At 65.3% G+C, this 17,959-nt stretch carries 16 protein-coding genes; 9 read left to right on the forward strand and 7 right to left on the reverse strand.

The features are described 5' to 3' along the window. The first annotated feature begins 230 nt into the window (after positions 1-230). Both ACZ5BO_RS29665 and ACZ5BO_RS29670 read left to right on the forward strand, forming a co-directional pair. The gene (locus tag ACZ5BO_RS29665; protein ID WP_025131771.1) at positions 231-1,601 is read left to right on the forward strand and encodes a GntT/GntP/DsdX family permease; all 1,371 of its coding nucleotides are present in this window, start codon (positions 231-233) and stop codon (positions 1,599-1,601) included. A gap of 72 nt (positions 1,602-1,673) precedes the next feature. Beyond that, positions 1,674-2,090, forward strand: a complete 417-nt coding sequence (locus ACZ5BO_RS29670; RefSeq protein ID WP_464697252.1) for a lysozyme inhibitor LprI family protein — start codon at positions 1,674-1,676, stop codon at positions 2,088-2,090. Positions 2,091-2,153: 63 nt separating this feature from the next. Here the strand turns inward: ACZ5BO_RS29670 and ACZ5BO_RS29675 are convergent, their stop codons facing one another. Continuing rightward, positions 2,154-2,681, reverse strand: a complete 528-nt coding sequence (locus ACZ5BO_RS29675) for a hypothetical protein (RefSeq protein WP_051586123.1) — start codon at positions 2,679-2,681, stop codon at positions 2,154-2,156. Between the two features lie 177 nt (positions 2,682-2,858). Continuing rightward, on the reverse strand, positions 2,859-4,178 hold the full coding sequence (locus ACZ5BO_RS29680; protein WP_025131768.1) for an MFS transporter: 1,320 nt from the start codon (positions 4,176-4,178) through the stop codon (positions 2,859-2,861). A gap of 174 nt (positions 4,179-4,352) precedes the next feature. On the opposite strand from ACZ5BO_RS29680, the gene panB reads away from it, so the two are divergent. Beyond that, positions 4,353-5,180 carry a 3-methyl-2-oxobutanoate hydroxymethyltransferase gene (gene panB / locus ACZ5BO_RS29685; RefSeq protein WP_025131767.1) on the forward strand — a complete coding sequence of 276 codons (828 nt, stop codon included), beginning with the start codon at positions 4,353-4,355 and terminating at the stop codon, positions 5,178-5,180. Here the strand turns inward: panB and ACZ5BO_RS29690 are convergent. Together ACZ5BO_RS29690 and ACZ5BO_RS29695 are read right to left on the reverse strand one after the other, a co-directional pair. After that, positions 5,168-6,556 (reverse strand): aminotransferase-like domain-containing protein, encoded by a 1,389-nt coding sequence (locus ACZ5BO_RS29690; protein ID WP_464697253.1) that lies wholly within the window; start codon positions 6,554-6,556, stop codon positions 5,168-5,170. The two genes, panB and ACZ5BO_RS29690, sit on opposite strands and share 13 nt — an antisense overlap. A gap of 4 nt (positions 6,557-6,560) precedes the next feature. Then, entirely contained in the window at positions 6,561-6,794 is a 234-nt protein-coding gene (locus tag ACZ5BO_RS29695; protein WP_464697254.1) for a helix-hairpin-helix domain-containing protein, read from the reverse strand. Between the two features lie 114 nt (positions 6,795-6,908). Here ACZ5BO_RS29695 and ACZ5BO_RS29700 point away from each other — a divergent pair, with 114 nt between their 5' ends. The 5 genes from ACZ5BO_RS29700 to ACZ5BO_RS29720 all read left to right on the forward strand — a co-directional run bounded on the left by ACZ5BO_RS29700 (position 6,909) and on the right by ACZ5BO_RS29720 (position 15,155). After that, entirely contained in the window at positions 6,909-8,327 is a 1,419-nt protein-coding gene (locus ACZ5BO_RS29700) for a short-chain fatty acid transporter (RefSeq protein WP_025131764.1), read from the forward strand. 195 nt (positions 8,328-8,522) lie between these two features. Next, positions 8,523-10,223, forward strand: a complete 1,701-nt coding sequence (locus tag ACZ5BO_RS29705) for an acid phosphatase (protein ID WP_025131763.1) — start codon at positions 8,523-8,525, stop codon at positions 10,221-10,223. A 273-nt stretch (positions 10,224-10,496) separates the two neighbouring features. Further along, positions 10,497-12,194: a molecular chaperone HscC gene (locus tag ACZ5BO_RS29710; RefSeq protein ID WP_025131762.1), complete on the forward strand. Its 1,698-nt coding sequence runs from the start codon at positions 10,497-10,499 to the stop codon at positions 12,192-12,194. An 11-nt stretch (positions 12,195-12,205) separates the two neighbouring features. Beyond that, complete coding sequence (locus ACZ5BO_RS29715; protein ID WP_464697255.1) at positions 12,206-13,864, forward strand: J domain-containing protein; 1,659 nt, start codon at positions 12,206-12,208, stop codon at positions 13,862-13,864. Positions 13,865-13,982: 118 nt separating this feature from the next. After that, positions 13,983-15,155 (forward strand): hypothetical protein, encoded by a 1,173-nt coding sequence (locus tag ACZ5BO_RS29720; RefSeq protein ID WP_025131760.1) that lies wholly within the window; start codon positions 13,983-13,985, stop codon positions 15,153-15,155. 176 nt (positions 15,156-15,331) lie between these two features. On the opposite strand, the gene can is transcribed toward ACZ5BO_RS29720, so the two are convergent. Next, complete coding sequence (gene can / locus ACZ5BO_RS29725) at positions 15,332-15,976, reverse strand: carbonate dehydratase (RefSeq protein WP_092305967.1); 645 nt, start codon at positions 15,974-15,976, stop codon at positions 15,332-15,334. A 152-nt stretch (positions 15,977-16,128) separates the two neighbouring features. Between can and ACZ5BO_RS29730 the strand changes: the two genes are divergently transcribed. Next, positions 16,129-16,467, forward strand: a complete 339-nt coding sequence (locus ACZ5BO_RS29730; RefSeq protein WP_025131758.1) for a hypothetical protein — start codon at positions 16,129-16,131, stop codon at positions 16,465-16,467. A gap of 138 nt (positions 16,468-16,605) precedes the next feature. Here ACZ5BO_RS29730 and rimI read toward each other — a convergent pair whose 3' ends face one another. Together rimI and ACZ5BO_RS29740 are read right to left on the reverse strand one after the other, a co-directional pair. Next, positions 16,606-17,058, reverse strand: coding sequence for a ribosomal protein S18-alanine N-acetyltransferase (gene rimI, locus ACZ5BO_RS29735; RefSeq protein ID WP_025131757.1), 453 nt, complete (start codon positions 17,056-17,058; stop codon positions 16,606-16,608). An 8-nt stretch (positions 17,059-17,066) separates the two neighbouring features. Continuing rightward, positions 17,067-17,855 (reverse strand): hypothetical protein, encoded by a 789-nt coding sequence (locus tag ACZ5BO_RS29740; RefSeq protein ID WP_043274727.1) that lies wholly within the window; start codon positions 17,853-17,855, stop codon positions 17,067-17,069. Between the last annotated feature and the right edge of the window lie 104 nt (positions 17,856-17,959).

The raw sequence follows: 17,959 nt of genomic DNA on the forward strand, positions 1-17,959 counted from the left end.
ATCCGGCGGTTATCTGTGCTGGAGTTTCCCGGGCCGGTTGATCGCGGTGCGGTGGCAACAGCAGAGGGCTGAGCCCGAACCACAGGGGGAAATCAGCTGGCGGGATCGTTAGCAGGCTACTTAATGCACCAAAAACGGGCAAAGGCCCTCTGTATCGGGCACCTCAGGTATGCTCCGAAAAAGTGAAACAAAACGTAACAAAGAAAAATAGCCGATTGAGGAGCCCTGCCTTGGAAGTATCGACTGTCGCCTGGATGGTGCATGACACCCGCCTGATCCTCTGCTGCCTGCTGGCCATTGCCAGCATCATCGTGCTGATCAGCGCCACCAAACTGCCGCCCTTCCTGTCGATCCTGATCGGCACCTTCATCGCCGGGGTTGGCGCCGGCCTGCCGCCGGAAGAGGTGGCCAAGGCCTTCAGCAAGGGCGCCGGGGCGATTCTCGGCGAAGCCGGAATCATCATCGCCCTGGGCTCGATGCTCGGTGCGCTGATGGCCGAGTCCGGCGCCGCCGACCGCATCGCCTCCACCCTGCTGGGGCTGGGCAAGGGCAAATCGCTGCCCTGGGTCATGGCCCTGGTGGCGATGGTCATCGGCCTGCCGCTGTTCTTCGAAGTGGGGCTGGTGATGATGGTGCCGATCATCTTCGTCATGGCCCGTCGCTCGGGCCTGCCCCTGCTGAAAATCGCCATCCCGGCCCTGGCCGGGATGACCACCCTGCACGCCCTGATGCCACCGCACCCGGGGCCGCTGATTGCGGTCAGCGCCCTGCACGCCGACCTTGGCCTGACCATGCTGCTGGGGTTCAGCATCGCCGTACCCGCGGTGATCCTGGCCGGCCCGCTGTATGGCAACTGGCTGTCCAAACGGATGCAGGTGGAGGAACCGGCAGAGCTTGGCGCCCTGTTCAGTGCCCCACCCAAGGCACCGCGCCAGCCGAGCTTCGCGGTGTCGCTGCTGATCATCCTGCTGCCGGTGCTGCTGATGCTCGGCAGCACCCTGGCCAAGGTGGCCATGAGCCCGGAAAACACCCTGGCCCTGACCCTGAGGTTTCTCGGCGAGCCGTTGATCGCCCTGGGCATCGCGGTGATCGCTGCGGTGATTTGCCTGGGCTGGGCCAATGGCATGGCCCGGGACCAGGTGGGCGGCACCTTGCGCAAGAGCCTGGCGCCAATTGCCGTGCTGCTGCTGACCATCGGTGCCGGTGGCGGGCTCAAGCAGACCCTGCTGGACGCCGGGGTCAGCCAGACCATCAGCAAGGTCGCTGAAGGTGCGCACCTGCCCTATATCCTCCTGGCCTGGCTGATTGCCGTGGCCCTGCGCCAGGCCACCGGCTCGGCCACAGTGGCCACCACCACGACCGCGGGTATCCTGGCGCCGATGATGGCCGGGCTGGCGGCCACCCAGAGCTCCCTGGTGGCCCTGGCCATTGGCGCAGGCTCGGTGTTCTTCTGCCATGTGAACGATGCCGGGTTCTGGATGGTGCGTGAGTACTTCGGCCTGCAGCTCAAGCAGACGCTCTGGGTCTGGTCGGTGCTGCAAAGTATCGTCTCGCTGGTGGGCCTGGCGGGTACTTTGCTGCTCTGGCACTGGCTGCAGTGAGCACGTCTGCTCTTTTGCATCGGCGGTGGCGCTGTAGAATGCGCGCTTCATTCTCAGCGCGAAGGGACCGTCATGCATCATCAGCCCTGGATCTTCGGCCTTGCGACTGCCCTGTTGCTCGGGGTCGGCGGCTGGACATCCGCTCAGGCCGCCTCGCTGGACTGTACCCAGATCAGCGTCAGTGAACAGGTCGACCGCTGCGCCCAGCAAGACAAGGAGCGCGCCGACGCGGCCCTCAACCAGAGCTACCAGGCACTGCTGGAACGGGTCCACAACCTCTACCCCAGCAGCCTGTTGCAGGAGCAGGAATACCTCGGCAAGTTGAAGAACGCCCAGCGCGCCTGGATCAAGTACCGCGACAGCACCTGCGTGCTGGAGGCCTTCGAGGTAGAACCGGGCAAGCCGGCCCATGCGACCCTGATCAACCTCTGCGTGACCCGCCTGAGCAACGAACGGACCCGCTACCTGGATCAGCTACTGGCCCCATAGCCACGCGCTCCCGGGGCCTGCGCCCACCGGCGGGCGCAGGCACCATCCGCAGAGCGCCTGCGCTCATGACTGGCGCCGTCGGCACGCCAGCTCCTGCAGGCGGTTCTTCAGGAACCAAAGCACTACGCAAGCGAGGCTGGCGAGCCAGGCAAACCCCAGCATGCCCAGGGACGACTGGCTCTGGCGCAGACGCTCCTGGCACTGCTCGGCACTGGAGCATTGTGCCGAGCACCACGGCTGAGCGTCCCGTGAGCACTGCAGCAGATACCCCCGCAGGTGACTGAACACCAGGGTCTGGCCAGGCAGTTGGGAGAGCGGCACTTGCAGTTGGGTCAGCTCACGGACCAGGCGCAGACGCTGGCGCTCACCGCTGTCCGGATCCTCGACCAGCAGCGCGCCGGTCTCCACCGCGACAACCCGGGCCCTGAGGCTGTCGAGGCTGGCGCCTTCCAGACCGTAGTCCAGCCCATTGCAGGTCCAGGCTTCGATCAGGGCGAAGGCCAGCCCCACGGCAAAGCTCACCAGGGCCACTTGCAACAGTGGCCCCAGGCTGGAGAAATTTCGCAAGGAACACAGCGTCGAACGAATCAAGACAGCTCCCGCAAACCCCTGCGCGAGTCGCGCATTCCGGGAGAGTAGCGGGAAAAACACTCAGGGCTGAAGGTGAATTTTCAACCCGATTTCAGGCTGGATTCAGACACTCCGTGGCGAAGGCTCTAGCTCGCTGCTTCGCCTGATCGCCACTGTTTACCGGGGTTTACCCCCCCCTCAACGGCACCAGCTTTCCTGCGTCGGGGCCGGCTGGTCCTCGCCCACACGCCCACCGAAGTAGGCGGCACTGGCCACCCCCACCGCGCCCATCACCGCGCAATAGATCACGCAGATCCACGGGCTCCAGGGCATCAAGGCGATCAGCAGCAACGGCGTGGTGCTGGCCCACAGGGCATAGGCGATGTTGTAGGTGAAGGAAATGCCCGACACCCGGATCCGCGCCGGGAACAGGCTGACCATCACCGACGGCACCGCCCCCACCACGCCGCAGCCCAGGCCGGCGATGGCGTAGGCCAGGCCGATCCAGTCACCGCCGTTGATCAGGCAGCCATAGAGCACGGCAATGCCCAGGGGCAGCAGCAGGCTGTAGAGCATTACCGTGCGCCAGGCGCCGAGGCGGTCGACGATCAGCCCCGCCAGCACACAGCCGATGTTCAGGAAAACGATCCCCAGGCTGCTCAGGGCAAAGGTATGGCTGGCGCTCATGCCGAAGCTTTTCTGCATCATGGTCGGGGTGATGACCACGAACACCACCACCGCGGAGGTCAGTACGCAAGTGAGGATCAAGGCCGGCAGGATCGCCAGCCGGTGCTCGCGCAGCACCGTGCGCAGGGGCAGCTCAGCGGCGCTGTCGCGCTGGTTCTGCAGGGCCACGAACACCGGGGTCTCGCTCAGCCAGCGACGCAACCAGACACCGATCACGCCGAACACGCCCCCCAGCAGGAAGGGGTAGCGCCAGGCGTAGTCGAGGATTTCCTCGGGGCTGAAGACCCGCGCCAGCAAGGTCGCGGTCAGGGCGCCGAGCAAGTAGCCGAAGGTCAGCCCGGCCTGGAGAAAGCCCAGGGCATAACCGCGATGGGCCCGTGGCGCATGCTCGGCGACAAACACCCAGGCGCTGGGCACTTCGCCGCCGACCGCGGCGCCTTGCAGCACCCGCAGCGCCAGCAACAGCAGGGGCGCGAAATAACCGATCTGGGCATAGGTGGGCATGATCCCGATCAGCAGACAGGGCAGCGCCATCATCAGGATGCTCAGGCTGAAGACCTTCTTGCGCCCCAGGCGGTCGGCGAAGTGGGCCATGAGGATTCCGCCCAGGGGCCGGGCCAGGTAGCCGGTGACAAAGATCCCGAAGCTTTGCAGCAGGCGCAGCCACTCGGGCATTTCCGGGGGAAAGAACAGCTGGCTCAGGGTCAGGGCGAAGAATACGAAGATGATGAAATCGTAGATTTCCAGGGCTCCGCCCAGGGCGGCCAGGCCCAGGGTCTTGTAGTCGGAGCGGGAAAAACGCGCCGGCGACGATGCTGTGGAGGGGGTCATAAAGGCAACTCAATGGCAGCACAAAGCAAAGGCGCCATGGTCTACGCAAAAGATCCCTGGAACAACCCGTTCACCGCCCTGGGTCGGTTTTCTGTGGTTTTCTGTGCATTGAATGCCCGGGCGCCAGGCCAATAATCAGGCACTTTCCAACCCAGCAGAACCAGGAAAGTCATCATGAGCATTCACTCCCGCACCCGCCGCCTGAGCGTCCCGCAACTGGTGGCCATGAAAGGCCGGCAGAAGATCGTCTCCCTCACCGCCTACACCAGCCACATGGCACGGCTGATGGACCCCTTCGTCGACTTCATCCTGATCGGGGATTCCACTGCCATGGTCGGCTATGGCCGCACCTCGACCCTGGACATGAGCCTGGCGGAAATCATCGCCCATACCCGGGCCGTGGTGGCCGGCAGCCGTCTGGCCTGCGTGATCGCCGACATGCCCTTTGGCAGCTACCAGGAGTCGCCGCAGCAGGCCTACCGCAATTGCGCCGAAGTCATGGCCCGCAGCGGCTGTGACGCCCTCAAGCTGGAGGGCGGCCGGGCCCTGGCGCCCACGGTGGAATTCCTGGTGCAACGGGGCATCCCGGTAATGGCCCATATCGGCCTGATGCCGCAGTACGTCAACCAGATGGGCGGGTTCAAGGCCCAGGGGCTCGACGACGAGGCTGCGCGCAAGATCGAGGACGATGCCCGTGCCCACCTCGACGCCGGCGCCTTCAGCCTGTTGCTGGAAGGGGTGGCGCAAGGCCTGGCGCGGCGCATCAGCGACTTCTCGCCAATGCCGACCATCGGCATCGGCGCATCCCCGGCCTGCGACGGCCAGGTGCTGGTGACCGAGGACCTGCTGGGGCTGGGCGGGCCCCAGGTGCCGCGCTTCGTCAAGCAGTACGCGGATGCTGGGGCGCTGATCAGCCAGGCGTGCGAACGCTTTGCCGCAGAGGTGCGCGACGGCGTCTTCCCCGAAGCGCGGCATTGCTACGGGATGCCTCAGGAAGGCTGATCGAGCGCCTGGGCCAACTGGTGAATGGCGCCGGCAACATCCCGGCTCCAGTCGAGGGTGAAACTCAGGCGCAGGTGCTGTGACCACAAGCCTTGCTGGCTGAAGATCTGCCCCGGGGCAATGACAATGCCCTGGGCCAGCAGCCGCTCATACACCCGGACCATGGCCACCGGCCGCTGCGCCTCGACCCACAGGGTGGCGCCGCCCGCGGCGGGCACTGCCTGCAGCGGCTGGCCGGGCAGCCCATCCAGCAGGGCCAGCATCTGGCCCATGCGCTGCTGCAGCATGCCCCGCAGCTTGAGCAGGTGCTGATCAAGCCGCCCGGAGCTGAACAGGCGGGCCACGGCCTTCTGGCGAATCGGTGAGAGGCGGAACCTGCGCTCGAGAAACTGCCGATGCAACGGGGCCCCCAGATTGCGGCACAGCACATAGCTCAAGGGCGCTTCGGCGCCGATGGCCTTGTCCAGGCTGGAGAACACCAGCAACCGCTCGGGGTCGGCGAAATCCCGGTAGCGGGCGGCATCGGGCACAAAGCTGAATTCGCCGTAACTGTCGTTTTCCAGCAACCAGATCCCGTGCTCGGCGAACCAATGGCACAACTGCTGTTTGTCGGCGGCGGGCATCAGGCTGCCATGGGGGATGCTCACCGTCGAGGACAGCACTGCCAGGCGCACCGGTTGCTGCTTGAGCAGCGCTCGGACCTGCTGCAGGTCGAAACGTCCGGCGGCATCGATGGGCAGCTCGATGATCCGCAGGCGCGCCGCCCGCAACTGGCGCAGGATCGCCCAGGAACACGGAGACTCCACCAGCGCCACGCCCCCGGCCAGGTCCAGGGCTTGCAGCGACAACTCCACCACGCTGCGCAGATCGGGCCCCAGGTAGACCTGGTCGGCCTGCCAGTAATCATCCGTGGAACGGGTGTAGCGCCGGGCCAGTTCGCTGCGCAGTTCCGGCTCGCCGAACGGCTGGTACAGCGGCGCCTGGGTGCGCGGGTATTGCCGGGCCAGCTCGCGCTCGGTCATCAGCAGCGGCTGCTCCAGGGACAGCAGCATGGCCGGCGCATCGCTGCACAAGGCCAGGCGGCCGGGCTGGCGGGCATGGGCATAGAGGTCGTCGAGCAGAGAGCGGCCCGTGTCGGCCAGGGGCACGGCCGGCGCCACCCGGGTGAAATAGCCCTGCCGAGGCCGGGAATGGATGCGCCCTTCGTCTTCGAGCAGGGCGTAGGCGTACTTGGTGGTGGACAGGGACACATCGAGACGCTGCGCCAGCTCGCGCAGCGACGGCAGGCGTTGCTCCTCGCCGGGCCCGGCGTTGTCGATCCACTGCAGCAGATAGCGATACACCGCCTGATAAGCGAAGCCGTGCCCAGCAGCCACTGCCTCAGTTGCCCTTGGCCAAGGCGATCGCGGCCTGGATCGCGCCGCGGGCCTGGGGGCTGTTCTTCCAGCAGCTGGAACCCAGCAGCGCCGAGGCCTGGGTGACGATGTCCAGGGCATCGGCGCCCGCCAACTGCGCCAGCGAGTGGATGCCCAGTTGCTCCAGCCGGCCCACCACGGTTGGGCCGACACCCTTGACCTTGAGCAGCGCGGCGCGTTCTTCGGGGGAAAATGACATGGGTGTTCAGTCCTTTGCAGTCCGTGGCAATTGCCGCATTCTTGCACAGTTCTCGGCCGCCTCTGCCAGGGGCGGCCGACCTCCTTATAAACATAAGAAACTCGAGGTATCCACGTGGCCGCTGATATTCAAGATAGCCGCTCCGCCCGCTTCGCCCTGCGCTGCTCGAACTGGGCCGAACGCTGGTTTCCCGACTCCTGGGTGTTCGCCGCGCTGGCGGTGATCATCGTCGCCCTGGCCACCCTGGCCATGGGCGCCAAGCCCACCGACGCCGCCATGGCGTTTGGCGACGGCTTCTGGAGCCTGATCCCCTTCACCATGCAGATGGCCTTCGTGGTCATCGGCGGTTACGTGGTGGCCAGCTCACCGCCGGCGGTGAAGCTGATCGACAAGCTGGCGCGCATCCCCAGGAACGGCCGCTCGGCGGTGGCCTGGGTGGCGCTGATCTCCATGGTCGCCTCCCTGCTCAACTGGGGCCTGTCCCTGGTGTTCGGCGGCCTGCTGGTACGGGCCCTGGCCCGGCGCACCGAGTTGCGCATGGATTACCGCGCCGCCGGTGCCGCCGCCTACCTGGGACTCGGCGCCGTCTGGGCCCTGGGCCTGTCGTCGTCCGCCGCGCAACTGCAAGCCAACCCCGGCAGCCTGCCGCCGTCGATCCTGGCCATTACCGGGGTGATTCCCTTCACCCAGACCATCTTCCTCTGGCAGTCAGGGGTCCTGTTGCTGGCCCTGGTCCTGGTGTCGCTGGCAGTGGCCTATGCCACCGCACCCGGGCCCAGCAGCGCCCGTGATGCCCAGGCCTGCGGTGTCGATCCGAGTTTCAGCATGCCCAAGCCGCAACCCCGCACCCGCCCCGGCGAGTGGCTGGAGTACAGCCCGCTGCTGACCCTGCTGCTGGCGCTGCTGGCCGCCGGCTGGCTGTATCACGAGTTCGCCACCAAGCCGGCGATCACCGCGATCTCCGGGCTCAACACCTACAACTTCCTGTTCCTGATGGCCGGTGCCCTGCTGCACTGGCGCCCGCGCAGTTTCCTCGATGCAGTGGCCCGGGCCGTGCCCACCACCACCGGCGTGCTGATCCAGTTCCCGCTGTACGGTTCCATCGCCGCGCTGATGACCGTGGTCAAGGGCGTGGATGGCCAGACCCTGGCCCATCACATTTCGACCTTCTTCGTGCAGATCGCTTCCCACGACACCTATGCCCTGCTGATGGGGGTGTATTCGGCGGTGCTGGGGTTCTTCATTCCGTCCGGTGGCGGCAAGTGGATCATCGAGGCGCCCTACGTGATGCAGGTGGCCAATGACCTGCAGTACCACCTGGGCTGGGCGGTGCAGATCTACAACGCTGCCGAGGCCCTACCGAACCTGATCAATCCGTTCTACATGCTGCCGTTGCTCGGGGTACTGGGCCTGAAGGCGCGGGACCTGATCGGTTTCTCCTTCGTCCAGTTGCTGGTGCATGCCCCCTTGGTGCTGGTGCTGCTCTGGGCCCTGGGCACCACCCTGGCGTACCTGCCCCCGGTGATTCCCTGAGGTATCCGCAGGCCCGCTTCCGGCTACGGTCGCGGGCCTGTGATTAACGCTTATCTGCTGAATTTTCAGAGATTTCCCCGCTCAACCCGAGGGACAGGAGCAGCATTCCTGTAGTCTTTGCGTCATGTTCGGTTGTTACCGTGCGACCGAAATACTTTGTAACGAATTATCAGAGAGACCGAGCAAGGAGCCTATATGAGCGACGACACCGACCTGCACGACACCCCCGCATCCGCCCCCGACCAGCCCGCCGATACCAGCCGCCGCCGCTTTCTAGGCGGCGTTGCCGTTCTGGGGGTAGGCGCCACCCTGAGCGCCTGTGGCCAGCCTGGCGAGCCGGGGGAGAAGCCGCAGGAACGTCCGCTGTCCCCAGCCGAACTGGACAAGGCCCTGCAACAGCAGGTGAAGAATGTGGTGGTGGTGTTCGCCGAGAACCGCAGCTTCAACAACCTCTTCGCCAACTTCCCGGGGCTGGAAAATCCGCTCTCGGCGGTGAAGCCCGAGCAGACCCAGCAACGGGACCGCGACGGCAGCCTGCTGGCAAAACTGCCGCCGATCTGGGGCGGCATCCTGCAAGTCGGCCCGCAGACCCTGGACGGCGTCACCTACCCGGTGGAAACCCAGTTCCAGGAAAACCTGCCCAATGCCCCCTTCGCCCTCAAGGGGCCGAGCGGCGAGGACCTGCCCCTGGGGCTGGTGACCCGCGACCTGTGGCACGTGTTCTACCAGAACCAGATGCAGATCAACGGCGGCAAGAACGACAGTTTCGTGGCCTGGGCCGACTCCGGCGCCCTGACCATGGGGCACTATGCCCAGACCCGGTATTCCTTGCGCCTGTGGGATGTGGCCCGGGAGTTCGTGCTCTGCGACAACTTCTTCCAGGGGGCCTTCGGCGGTTCGTTCCTCAACCACCAGTACCTGATCAGCGCCAAGGTGCCGTTCTACCCGGACGCCGCCAATTCGGTGGCCAAGTCGCAGATCGCCACCTTGCAGGGCGACGATCCCAAGGGCACTCGCCTCAAGCCGCTGGACAAGTCCCCGGCCAGTGCCATGGACGGTGCCCCGCAGTTCGGCCCCAGCGCCCTGACCCCGGACGGCTACGCGGTCAACACCATGGCCCCGCCCTACTGGCCAACCTGGATCCGCGACCCGGAGCGCCCGGACTACGCCAAGCCCGACCTGCCCAGTGTGCTGGTGCCCCAGACCCACGAGCACATCGGCGACAAGCTGTCGAAGAAAAACGTCGACTGGGCCTGGTACGGCGGCGCCTGGCAGGCCACCCTGGAACAGTTCAAGGATTCGGGCGGGATCCCCAAGATCCCCAACTTCCAGTACCACCACCAGCCGTTCAACTATTTCGTGCGCCAGGGCCCGGAGAACCCGGCCGAACGCGCCAAGCGCCTGCGTGATGGCGGCCTGGGGGATGAATCGGCCACCAACAAGTTCTTCGCCGACGCCGAGGCCGGCAAGCTGCCGGCGGTGACCTTCTACAAACCCCAGGGCAACCTCAACCTGCACGCCGGCTACGCCGACGTCGCCGCCGGCGACCGACACCTCGACCGGGCGCTGAAAGTACTGCGCGAGAGCCCGCAATGGAAAAACATGGTGGTGATTGTCACGGTCGACGAAAACGGCGGCTGGTGGGACCACGTGGCACCGCCCCAGGGCGATCGCTGGGGCCCGGGCACGCGGATCCCGGCACTGGTGGTGTCGCCGTTCGCCCGCAAGGGCACGGTGGACCACACGGTCTACGACACCGCCTCGATCCTGCGGCTGATCACCCGGGTGTTCCAGCTGGAGACCCTGGACGGCATCAAGGAACGTGACCAGGCAATGATCGCTCGCGGCCAGAAACCCATGGGCGACCTGACCAACGCTCTGCACTTCAGCGCTTGAGCCCTCCCGGCCGGGGCACTCGCCCCGGCCACTGGCGCCACTCCTCCATTCCACAGCCAGGAAAGCCCGGCGTCAGGCCCAAGGCCCGCCCAAACCGCGCAGCGGTCACAACGGGCAATGACGCGCCGGCGCGGTCGGCTTTCTGCAATCTTCATGCGGCCACGATAGTGGCAAAAAGACATCGCCTACTTTACCCATTCACTCGCGGGGTAATATCCTGCGCGCCACCTGTCTGTTTCATTTGTTTTCCGATTGGAAAGGGAGTTCGTCGTCATGATCGTAGGCATCGACCTGGGGACCACCAACAGCCTGGTCGCCGTCTGGCGCGAAACCTCCAGCGAACTGGTACCCAACGCCCTGGGCCAGTTCCTCACTCCCAGCGTGGTGGGCCTGGATGAACAGGGCCGGGTCCTGGTGGGGCAAGCCGCCAGGGAGCGCTTGCACACCCACCCGCATCTGACCGCTGCGCTGTTCAAGCGCTACATGGGCAGCGCCACCGAGGTGCGCCTGGGCGAGCGTCTGTTCCGTCCGGAAGAGCTCTCGGCCCTGGTGCTCAAGAGCCTCAAGGAAGATGTCGAGCGGGCCTATGGCGAACCGGTGGAGGAAGCGGTGATCAGCGTGCCGGCGTACTTCAGCGACGCCCAGCGCAAGGCCACGCGGATCGCCGGCGAGCTGGCGGGGCTCAAGGTGGAAAAGCTGATCAACGAACCTACCGCCGCCGCCCTGGCCTACGGCCTGCACCAGCGCGACAAGGAAACCTCGTTCCTGGTCTTCGACCTCGGCGGCGGTACCTTCGATGTGTCGATCCTGGAGCTGTTCGATGGGGTCATGGAGGTGCGTGCCAGCGCCGGTGACAACTTCCTCGGCGGCGAGGATTTCGACAGCCTGCTGCTGGAGCACTTCCTTGAACAGCAGGCCGGGGTGGCGGACTTCCCCGAGCGCCAGACGGTGCTCCAGGCCCTGCGCCGGGAAGCCGAGCGGGTGCGCCGCGCCCTGGGCCAGGACAGCAGCGCCGAATTCAACTTGCGGGTCGACGGCCGGCAATGGACCCAGACCATCACCCAGGCGCAACTGGCAACCCTCTATACCCCGCTGCTTGAACGCTTGCGGGCCCCCATCGAACGGGCCCTGCGCGATGCGCGAATCCGCGTCAGCGACCTGGATGAGATCCTCCTGGTCGGCGGCGCCACTCGCATGCCCCTGGTGCGCAAGCTGGCAGCCGGGCTGTTCGGGCGTTTTCCCTCCATCAGCCTCGACCCCGACCAGGTGGTGGCCCAGGGAGCGGCGGTCCAGGCCGCCCTCAAGGTGCGCTCCGCCGCCCTGGAGGAAGTGGTGCTGACTGACGTCTGCTCCTACACCCTGGGCATCGAGACCTCCCAGCAGTACGGCAGCCAGATCGAGAGCGGGCACTACCTGCCGATCATCGAACGCAACAGCGTGGTGCCGGTGAGCCGGGTCAAGACCGTGCAGACCCTGCATGACCATCAGGAACAAGTGCTGCTGAAGATCTTCCAGGGCGAAAGCCGATTGGTGCGCGACAACGTCGCCCTCGGCCAGTTGGAGATCAAGGTGCCCAAGCGCAAGGCCGGCGAAGTCTCGCTGGATGTGCGCTTCACCTATGACATCAACGGCCTGCTGGAGGCTCAGGTGAGCATTCCGCTGACCGGAGAAAGCCATTCCCTGGTGATCGAGAACAACCCCGGCGTACTGACCCCGGAAGAGATCCGCGAGCGTCTCAAGGCCCTGGAACAACTGAAGGTCCACCCCCGGGACCAGCAGGTCAACACCTTGCTCAGTGCCCGCCTGGAACGGCTCTACCAGGAGAGCCTGGGCGAGTTGCGCGAGCAGATCGGCTACTGGGCCGGGCAGTTCCAGCAGGTGCTGGAGACCCAGGACGAACGCAAGATCCGCGAGGTGCGCACTCAGCTCAGCGAGCAACTGCAGCGGCTGGAAAACGGCCACTGGCACTGAGGAGCCACGACATGGATTGCTGGACTCTCCTGGGGCTGACCGCGGATGCCGACGAGCGCAGTATCAAGCGCAGCTATGCCCGGCGGCTCAAGAGCACTCGCCCCGACGAGGATGCCGAGGGATTCCAGCGCCTGCGCGAAGCCTATGAGCGAGCCCTGCAACTGGCTCGCTGGCGCGCCGATGAAGCGGCGGCCGAGGACGATGCCCCCGTGGTCATCAGCGCCCCCCTCGCGGCCACCCAGCCCCCGGACAACCTGCAGCACTGGTCAAGTTTGTTGGAGCTGCACCCGCTGATCGTCGAGCCCCTTGCAGACTGGACCCCGGAGCCGTTGCCGGAACTGGCGCCAGCGCCGCCACAGCCTGACCCATGGCCATTGCTGGAGGGCCTGAGCGCCGAGAACCTGCCACAGCGCTGGCAGCAGGCCGAACAGCAGGCCTGCGACCGGGAGTTCCTCAAGCATCTGCTGGCCCGCTGTTATGAACAGCCCGAGCAGCACATGGCGATGATCCTCTGGGCGATCCAGCACCTGGATTGGCTGACGCCCTGGCAGCGCCCCTGCATGACCGTCCTGCAGGAGGCCGTGCTGGTGCAAGCCGTGTTGCAAGAGTACCGCCGCACGCTGGAAGCCCACCTGGAAGCTGGCCAGGAACGGGCATTCCTGACGCAACTGGCCAACTATTGCGAGCAGCCCTGGCTGCGCATCTTTGACCATCGTCAGTACTGGCAGAACGAGGTACTGGAGCTGCTGCACGAACAGCGCTGGCAGTTGCCGTTGTTCGACCGGGTGTGCCAGTTGTTCGGCTGGGACGACCGGCGCGGCGCCACCCCTGAACCGTCATGGATCTGGCAGTCGCTGATCGAGCGCTGCCAGCAGGAAGCCTTCTATCAGAAGCTGCTGGCCAATGCCGCGAAGACTCACGATGCGACGCCGGAAGTTGCCGCCGCGCGGCTGTTGCTCAATCCGCAACCGTGCCGGCGCCAGATCGCCCTGACCCGTCACTTCGAAGACGAACACTGGCTGGCCTGCATGGAGCTCTCCCAGACCCTGGCTTCACGTTTTCCTGCACTGCTGGAACGGCTGCCTCGTGCGGACGTGTTTTTCTGGCAGGAACTGATGCCGCGCCCCCTGGGCGTGGATAACTGGATTCGCTGCGGCGTCGGCAGCAGCCTGGCCCTGGGCCTGTATTTCATGGGCAAGCCCGAGTACAGCAAGGAAATGGCGCTGATTCTGGCCATGGGTTGCGCGGGGGTCCTGGCGATTTTCGCCCTGATCCTGCTCAACACCTGGGAACCGGTGGCCGCCCGCCTGCTGGCGCTGGACCTGTGGTTGAGCGAACGCCTGGTCCCCAAGCGCCTGAACCCGCAGCAACAATGGCTGGTGCTGCGACACGGCGTGCCGCAAGTGACGATACTGAGCGTATTCGGCTACTGGCTGGGGGCACTGGGCATGCTCGCCTACCTGGGCTTTGCCCTGATCGGCGTGCTGCACTCGGGGCGAATCGGTCAGCCGAACCCGGACTTCTGCGCCCGACATCCGTGGCTCGGCGCCTTGCACTGGAATCATTTCAGCCCCTGGCAACCGGCCTACCTGTTGCTCATGGTGGTGCTGATCCGGGTCTGCCAGGTCCACGCCCCCGGCTTTCCCCTGACCCGGCTGTTCCCCGGCTGAACGCTCGCCAATCCACCAAGGCGGATATTTTTTCGCTCCCGGCTGTTTCTCCAGGCGGCGCTGTTTCAGTATGTCCTGCCCCCCCTTCGAAGGGGTTCACGCTGAAAAGGATCTGAGCATGTTCAAATTCGCAGGAATGACCCTCGCGCTGACCGCTGCCGCCCTGAGCGCGACGGCCCAGGCCGATGTCGAGGTCAATCTGGGCAGCCCCCAGCGCGTCACCCAGCTCTTCGCCTACCCCAACAACTGCAACGTCATCTGCTTTCGCAACTGGACCCTGGAACAGACGGTGGAGCATTACCTGACCCAGAGCGTGCAACGCGACGGCTACAGCGCCGCCAAGGTCAGCGTGAAGACTGCCGGCGACCAGGTCCTGGCCTCGATCACTGGCGTGCCGACCGGCTACGACAAGCCCTTGAACGCTCTGCTGGATGCCGGCGACCTGGCCTACAACGGCGCCAGCCAGCTCAACAAGGACGGCAAGTGGGCCTACAGCTGGTACCTGTTCCTGCCCCTGGGCATGGCACTGGAAAATCGCAAGAGCGTCGAGTTGCTGCACTTTCCACCGGACTACTCGCTGACCCAGGCCCAGGACTACCTGGAGTCGGCCACCACCGACCGCTGGGCCACTCTGCTGACCGCCAACGGCATCGCCGCCGAGCAGACCCCGGCCTACCAGACCATCGTCGACATCGCGCCGATTGCTGCGCCGTCCAATGCCGGCAAGGATCTGGAGGGGGTCTACAGCTATTTCAACAGCTATCAAACCACCATGGTCAAGCAGGTCAGCCAGAACGCCGGCGGCGCGGCCCTGCCGATGGTGGCGTTTGGCGCGCCGGTGCGCAATTGGCTCAAGCAGCAGTACGGGGTCACAGTGAATGTGCTGGGCCTGGCACAGATCAGCCCCAGCGAAGGGGTGAAAGTGCCGGTGCTGGGCTCCAACCACCCCAGCTATATCTGGTACGCGGCGGACCCGGCCAACTATGACAACGACCAGGCCAAGGCCGATGCCGCAGGCCTGAAGGTCATGGGCCAGGACCTGAGCGCCGCCTGCTGGCAGGCGGGCATGGGCAGCAAGCCGGGGAGCGATGCCAGTGCCCTGCTGAGCAGTTGCACCCAGACCTGGCAAGTAACCCAGAAGGCGCAGACCTGCGAGCTGTTCTACACCTCGGTGCGCAAGCTGACCGAGCAGCAAGCCGCGGCCAAATGCACCAGTGCACCGATCAAGACCCAGCTCAACCAGCTCAAGGCCCCGGCACCGGCGCCAAGTACCGAGGTGCCGCATCTGTAATCAAGCAGCGCCGACAAAGCCGCTGGGCTGCCAAAAGAGCTGTCGCGGCGGCTGCAAACCATAACCGCCCGGGGCAACACGCCTTCAGTCACAGGCGTGTACCCAGGGTCGGGAATGGCTCATGGAGCCTCGTCAAGGCCTGAGCTAGCGGCTACAGGCCGCTGTGCCCAGTCGCCTCAGACGGCGCCGACCGGACGCAGGCGGTACTGCGGCGGCAGCTGTTCAAAGCCGCTGATGGTGGCGTTCAGGCTCTTCCAGCGACCGTCCTTGATCCCGTAGATGCAACCATGGATCGACAGGCTCTGCCCGCGATGCCAGGCGTTCTGCACGATGCTGGTATGGCCGACGTTGGCCACCTGCTGGATCACATTCAACTCGCAGAGACGGTCGACCCGCTCTTCTTCCGTGGCCAGTTGTCCCAGCGCTTCACGGTGCTCGTAGTACAGGTCGCGGATCGAACGCAGCCAGCCATCGATCAGGCCCAGCTGGCGATCCTGCATTGAGGCACGCACACCGCCACAGCCGTAGTGGCCGGTGACCAGGATGTGCTTGACCTTGAGTACATCCACCGCGTACTGGATCACCGACAGGCAGTTGAGGTCGGTGTGCAGTACCACATTGGCCACATTGCGGTGCACGAACAGGTCGCCCGGCAGCATGCCGACGATCTCGTTGGCCGGCACGCGGGCGTCCGAGCAGCCGATCCACAGGTATTCCGGGGTCTGCTGGCGAGCCAGCTTGGAGAAGAAGTCAGGGTCTTCCTGCTTGATCGCCTCGGCCCAACGCTCGTTGTTATCAATCAGATCTTGTAGTTCGTTCATGCTGTGAAGCCTCAAGAATGATGCGCTGCTTTGACAGACGAGCGCCTGTCGGGGTCACGCGTATGGCTGCAGATACCGGTCATCCGTCGCCGGGGAATCTTGCCGGGCGCCATGGGTCCACCCTTTGAACCCCTGAAGTATGAGCATTTGCCATGACTGAATCACGACGCCCCTACGGTGCACCGCAACCCGAACCCATCGACGACGACCAGGACCGCATGGGTTCCATGGAAGAACTGCATTTCGATGATCAGGACAACGACATCCGCAGTGGCCGCCCGGGCCAGCCTACCGACGACGGCTCCACTGACGACGACCTGAGCCCGGAAACCCTGATCCGTGAGGACGGTGCTCGCTCCGCCCGGGAAACCGGTTCCGGAAAACCGGCCGACTGGGATCTGAGTATTGTCGAAGAAGCGCAAATCGGCGGTGGAAATGGCCTGGATGAAGCCGAACTCGCGCGCCGCGACCCGCTGGACGGCAAACCCTGAGCGTGGCGCTGCATTCAATGACGCCTTCTCCCGTAGCAGCCGGCTTGGCGGCTAGGAGGCCGTCGAGCCATGCATCACCCCGATTGGCGCCTTCGCTGGCAAGCCAGCTCCTACAGCAGCCAGCGTGCGCCTTAAGGCTTAATCCACCAGGGTGCAGGCCATGACCAGGGCGTCTTCGCGCCCGCCTACCGCCGGGTAGTAGTCGCGGCGGCGCCCTACTTCATTGAAGCCGTAGCGCTCGTACAACCGGTAAGCACTCTGGTTGCTGGAGCGCACTTCCAGGAAGCACTCCCGGGCGTCCTTCTGATAGGCGCGCTTCATCAGTTCTTCCAGCAGCCGCAAGCCCAGGCCGCGGCCCTGGCTTTCCGGCTTGACGGTGATGTTCAGCAGGTGCGCTTCGTCGATGATCACCTGGATGACGCCGTGTCCCACCTGCTGGCTGCCTTCGAACATCAACCAGACTTCATAGGACTTGAAGGCATCCATGAAGATGCCCCGGGTCCAGGGGTGACTGAACGCCGCATATTCGATTTTCAGGATGGCTTCCAAGTCCGCCTCGGTGGCCAGGCGGAAGGTCAAGGCGTCACTCATTGGTACTTTTACTCATCAGTGCTCTTCCAGCGCGCCATCAGCCGACGCATGGCTTGCCAGACATCAGCCTTACGCTGTGGCTCTTCCATTAATAGTTCCAGGCCGGGCAAGGCCCAGGCCGAACCCAGGCCTTCGACCTGGAGCTCGCGGTTGTAGGATTGCGCATCGGCTTCGCCGGCAAAACGCACCGCCGGCAAGCCGATCAGCCACAGGCAGACGCAGGGCTCTTCCTCGATCCGCACCCCGACGAATGCCTGGACGAAATCGCGGGCGGCTTCGGGGCCCTGGTCCAGGTTGCCCCGGGTCAGCATCGGCCAGCGCACCGGTTCGGCGAGGATCTGCGGGCTGTCCGGCAGGCCGGCGGCACGCAGCATGTCCTTGAGCAGCAGGTAGGCCGGATCGCGGCTCTGGAAAGCTTCGCCTGTGGGTAACTCCACCAGCAGCAGGCAGCGACCGGCCCGCAGCAGTTGCAGGGCAAAGCGCGGTGGCGGTACGACCGGGGCCTTGACCACCGGTGCCGGGGCCTCTTCACCCTCGGTTGCCGGCTTGCTGGCCAGGCGCGAGGAGGTGACGGAGGGACGCGGGACTTCGATTTTCGGCCGTTCGCCCGGCTTGGCCACCGGGGCTGCCGGGGCTTTCGCCTCTGCCACGGGCGCAGGCGGCGCCTCCACCACCGGCTCGGGCAGGGCCAGCAACTCGGGGCGCGACGGGGCGGCAAAGGGCAATTCGCTGCGCGGCAGCCAGCTGACCACCTGCATGGCGGACAGATAAGCGCGACGACGGGACTCGATAAGCAAAGGTCGGCCACTTGTGGATAACTGAGGTGGGGATTCTACCGCCCTTCGCGCAAGATCGCCCGCAGTTGATTGCGCGCCAAAGCGACAGTCTGTCCCCTGACTGG

The organism is Pseudomonas sp. FFPRI_1, assembly GCF_055384485.1.

What these genes read in the sequence shown, in the direction of transcription:
- ACZ5BO_RS29670 (WP_464697252.1), top strand. Translation starts at nt 1,674, where the DNA reads ATGCATCATCAGCCCTGGATCTTCGGCCTTGCGACTGCCCTGTTGCTC.
- ACZ5BO_RS29680 (WP_025131768.1), bottom strand. Translation starts at nt 4,178, where the DNA reads ATGACCCCCTCCACAGCATCGTCGCCGGCGCGTTTTTCCCGCTCCGAC.
- panB (WP_025131767.1), top strand. Translation starts at nt 4,353, where the DNA reads ATGAGCATTCACTCCCGCACCCGCCGCCTGAGCGTCCCGCAACTGGTG.
- ACZ5BO_RS29695 (WP_464697254.1), bottom strand. Translation starts at nt 6,794, where the DNA reads ATGTCATTTTCCCCCGAAGAACGCGCCGCGCTGCTCAAGGTCAAGGGT.
- ACZ5BO_RS29705 (WP_025131763.1), top strand. Translation starts at nt 8,523, where the DNA reads ATGAGCGACGACACCGACCTGCACGACACCCCCGCATCCGCCCCCGAC.
- ACZ5BO_RS29710 (WP_025131762.1), top strand. Translation starts at nt 10,497, where the DNA reads ATGATCGTAGGCATCGACCTGGGGACCACCAACAGCCTGGTCGCCGTC.
- ACZ5BO_RS29715 (WP_464697255.1), top strand. Translation starts at nt 12,206, where the DNA reads ATGGATTGCTGGACTCTCCTGGGGCTGACCGCGGATGCCGACGAGCGC.
- ACZ5BO_RS29720 (WP_025131760.1), top strand. Translation starts at nt 13,983, where the DNA reads ATGTTCAAATTCGCAGGAATGACCCTCGCGCTGACCGCTGCCGCCCTG.
- can (WP_092305967.1), bottom strand. Translation starts at nt 15,976, where the DNA reads ATGAACGAACTACAAGATCTGATTGATAACAACGAGCGTTGGGCCGAG.
- ACZ5BO_RS29730 (WP_025131758.1), top strand. Translation starts at nt 16,129, where the DNA reads ATGACTGAATCACGACGCCCCTACGGTGCACCGCAACCCGAACCCATC.
- rimI (WP_025131757.1), bottom strand. Translation starts at nt 17,058, where the DNA reads ATGAGTGACGCCTTGACCTTCCGCCTGGCCACCGAGGCGGACTTGGAA.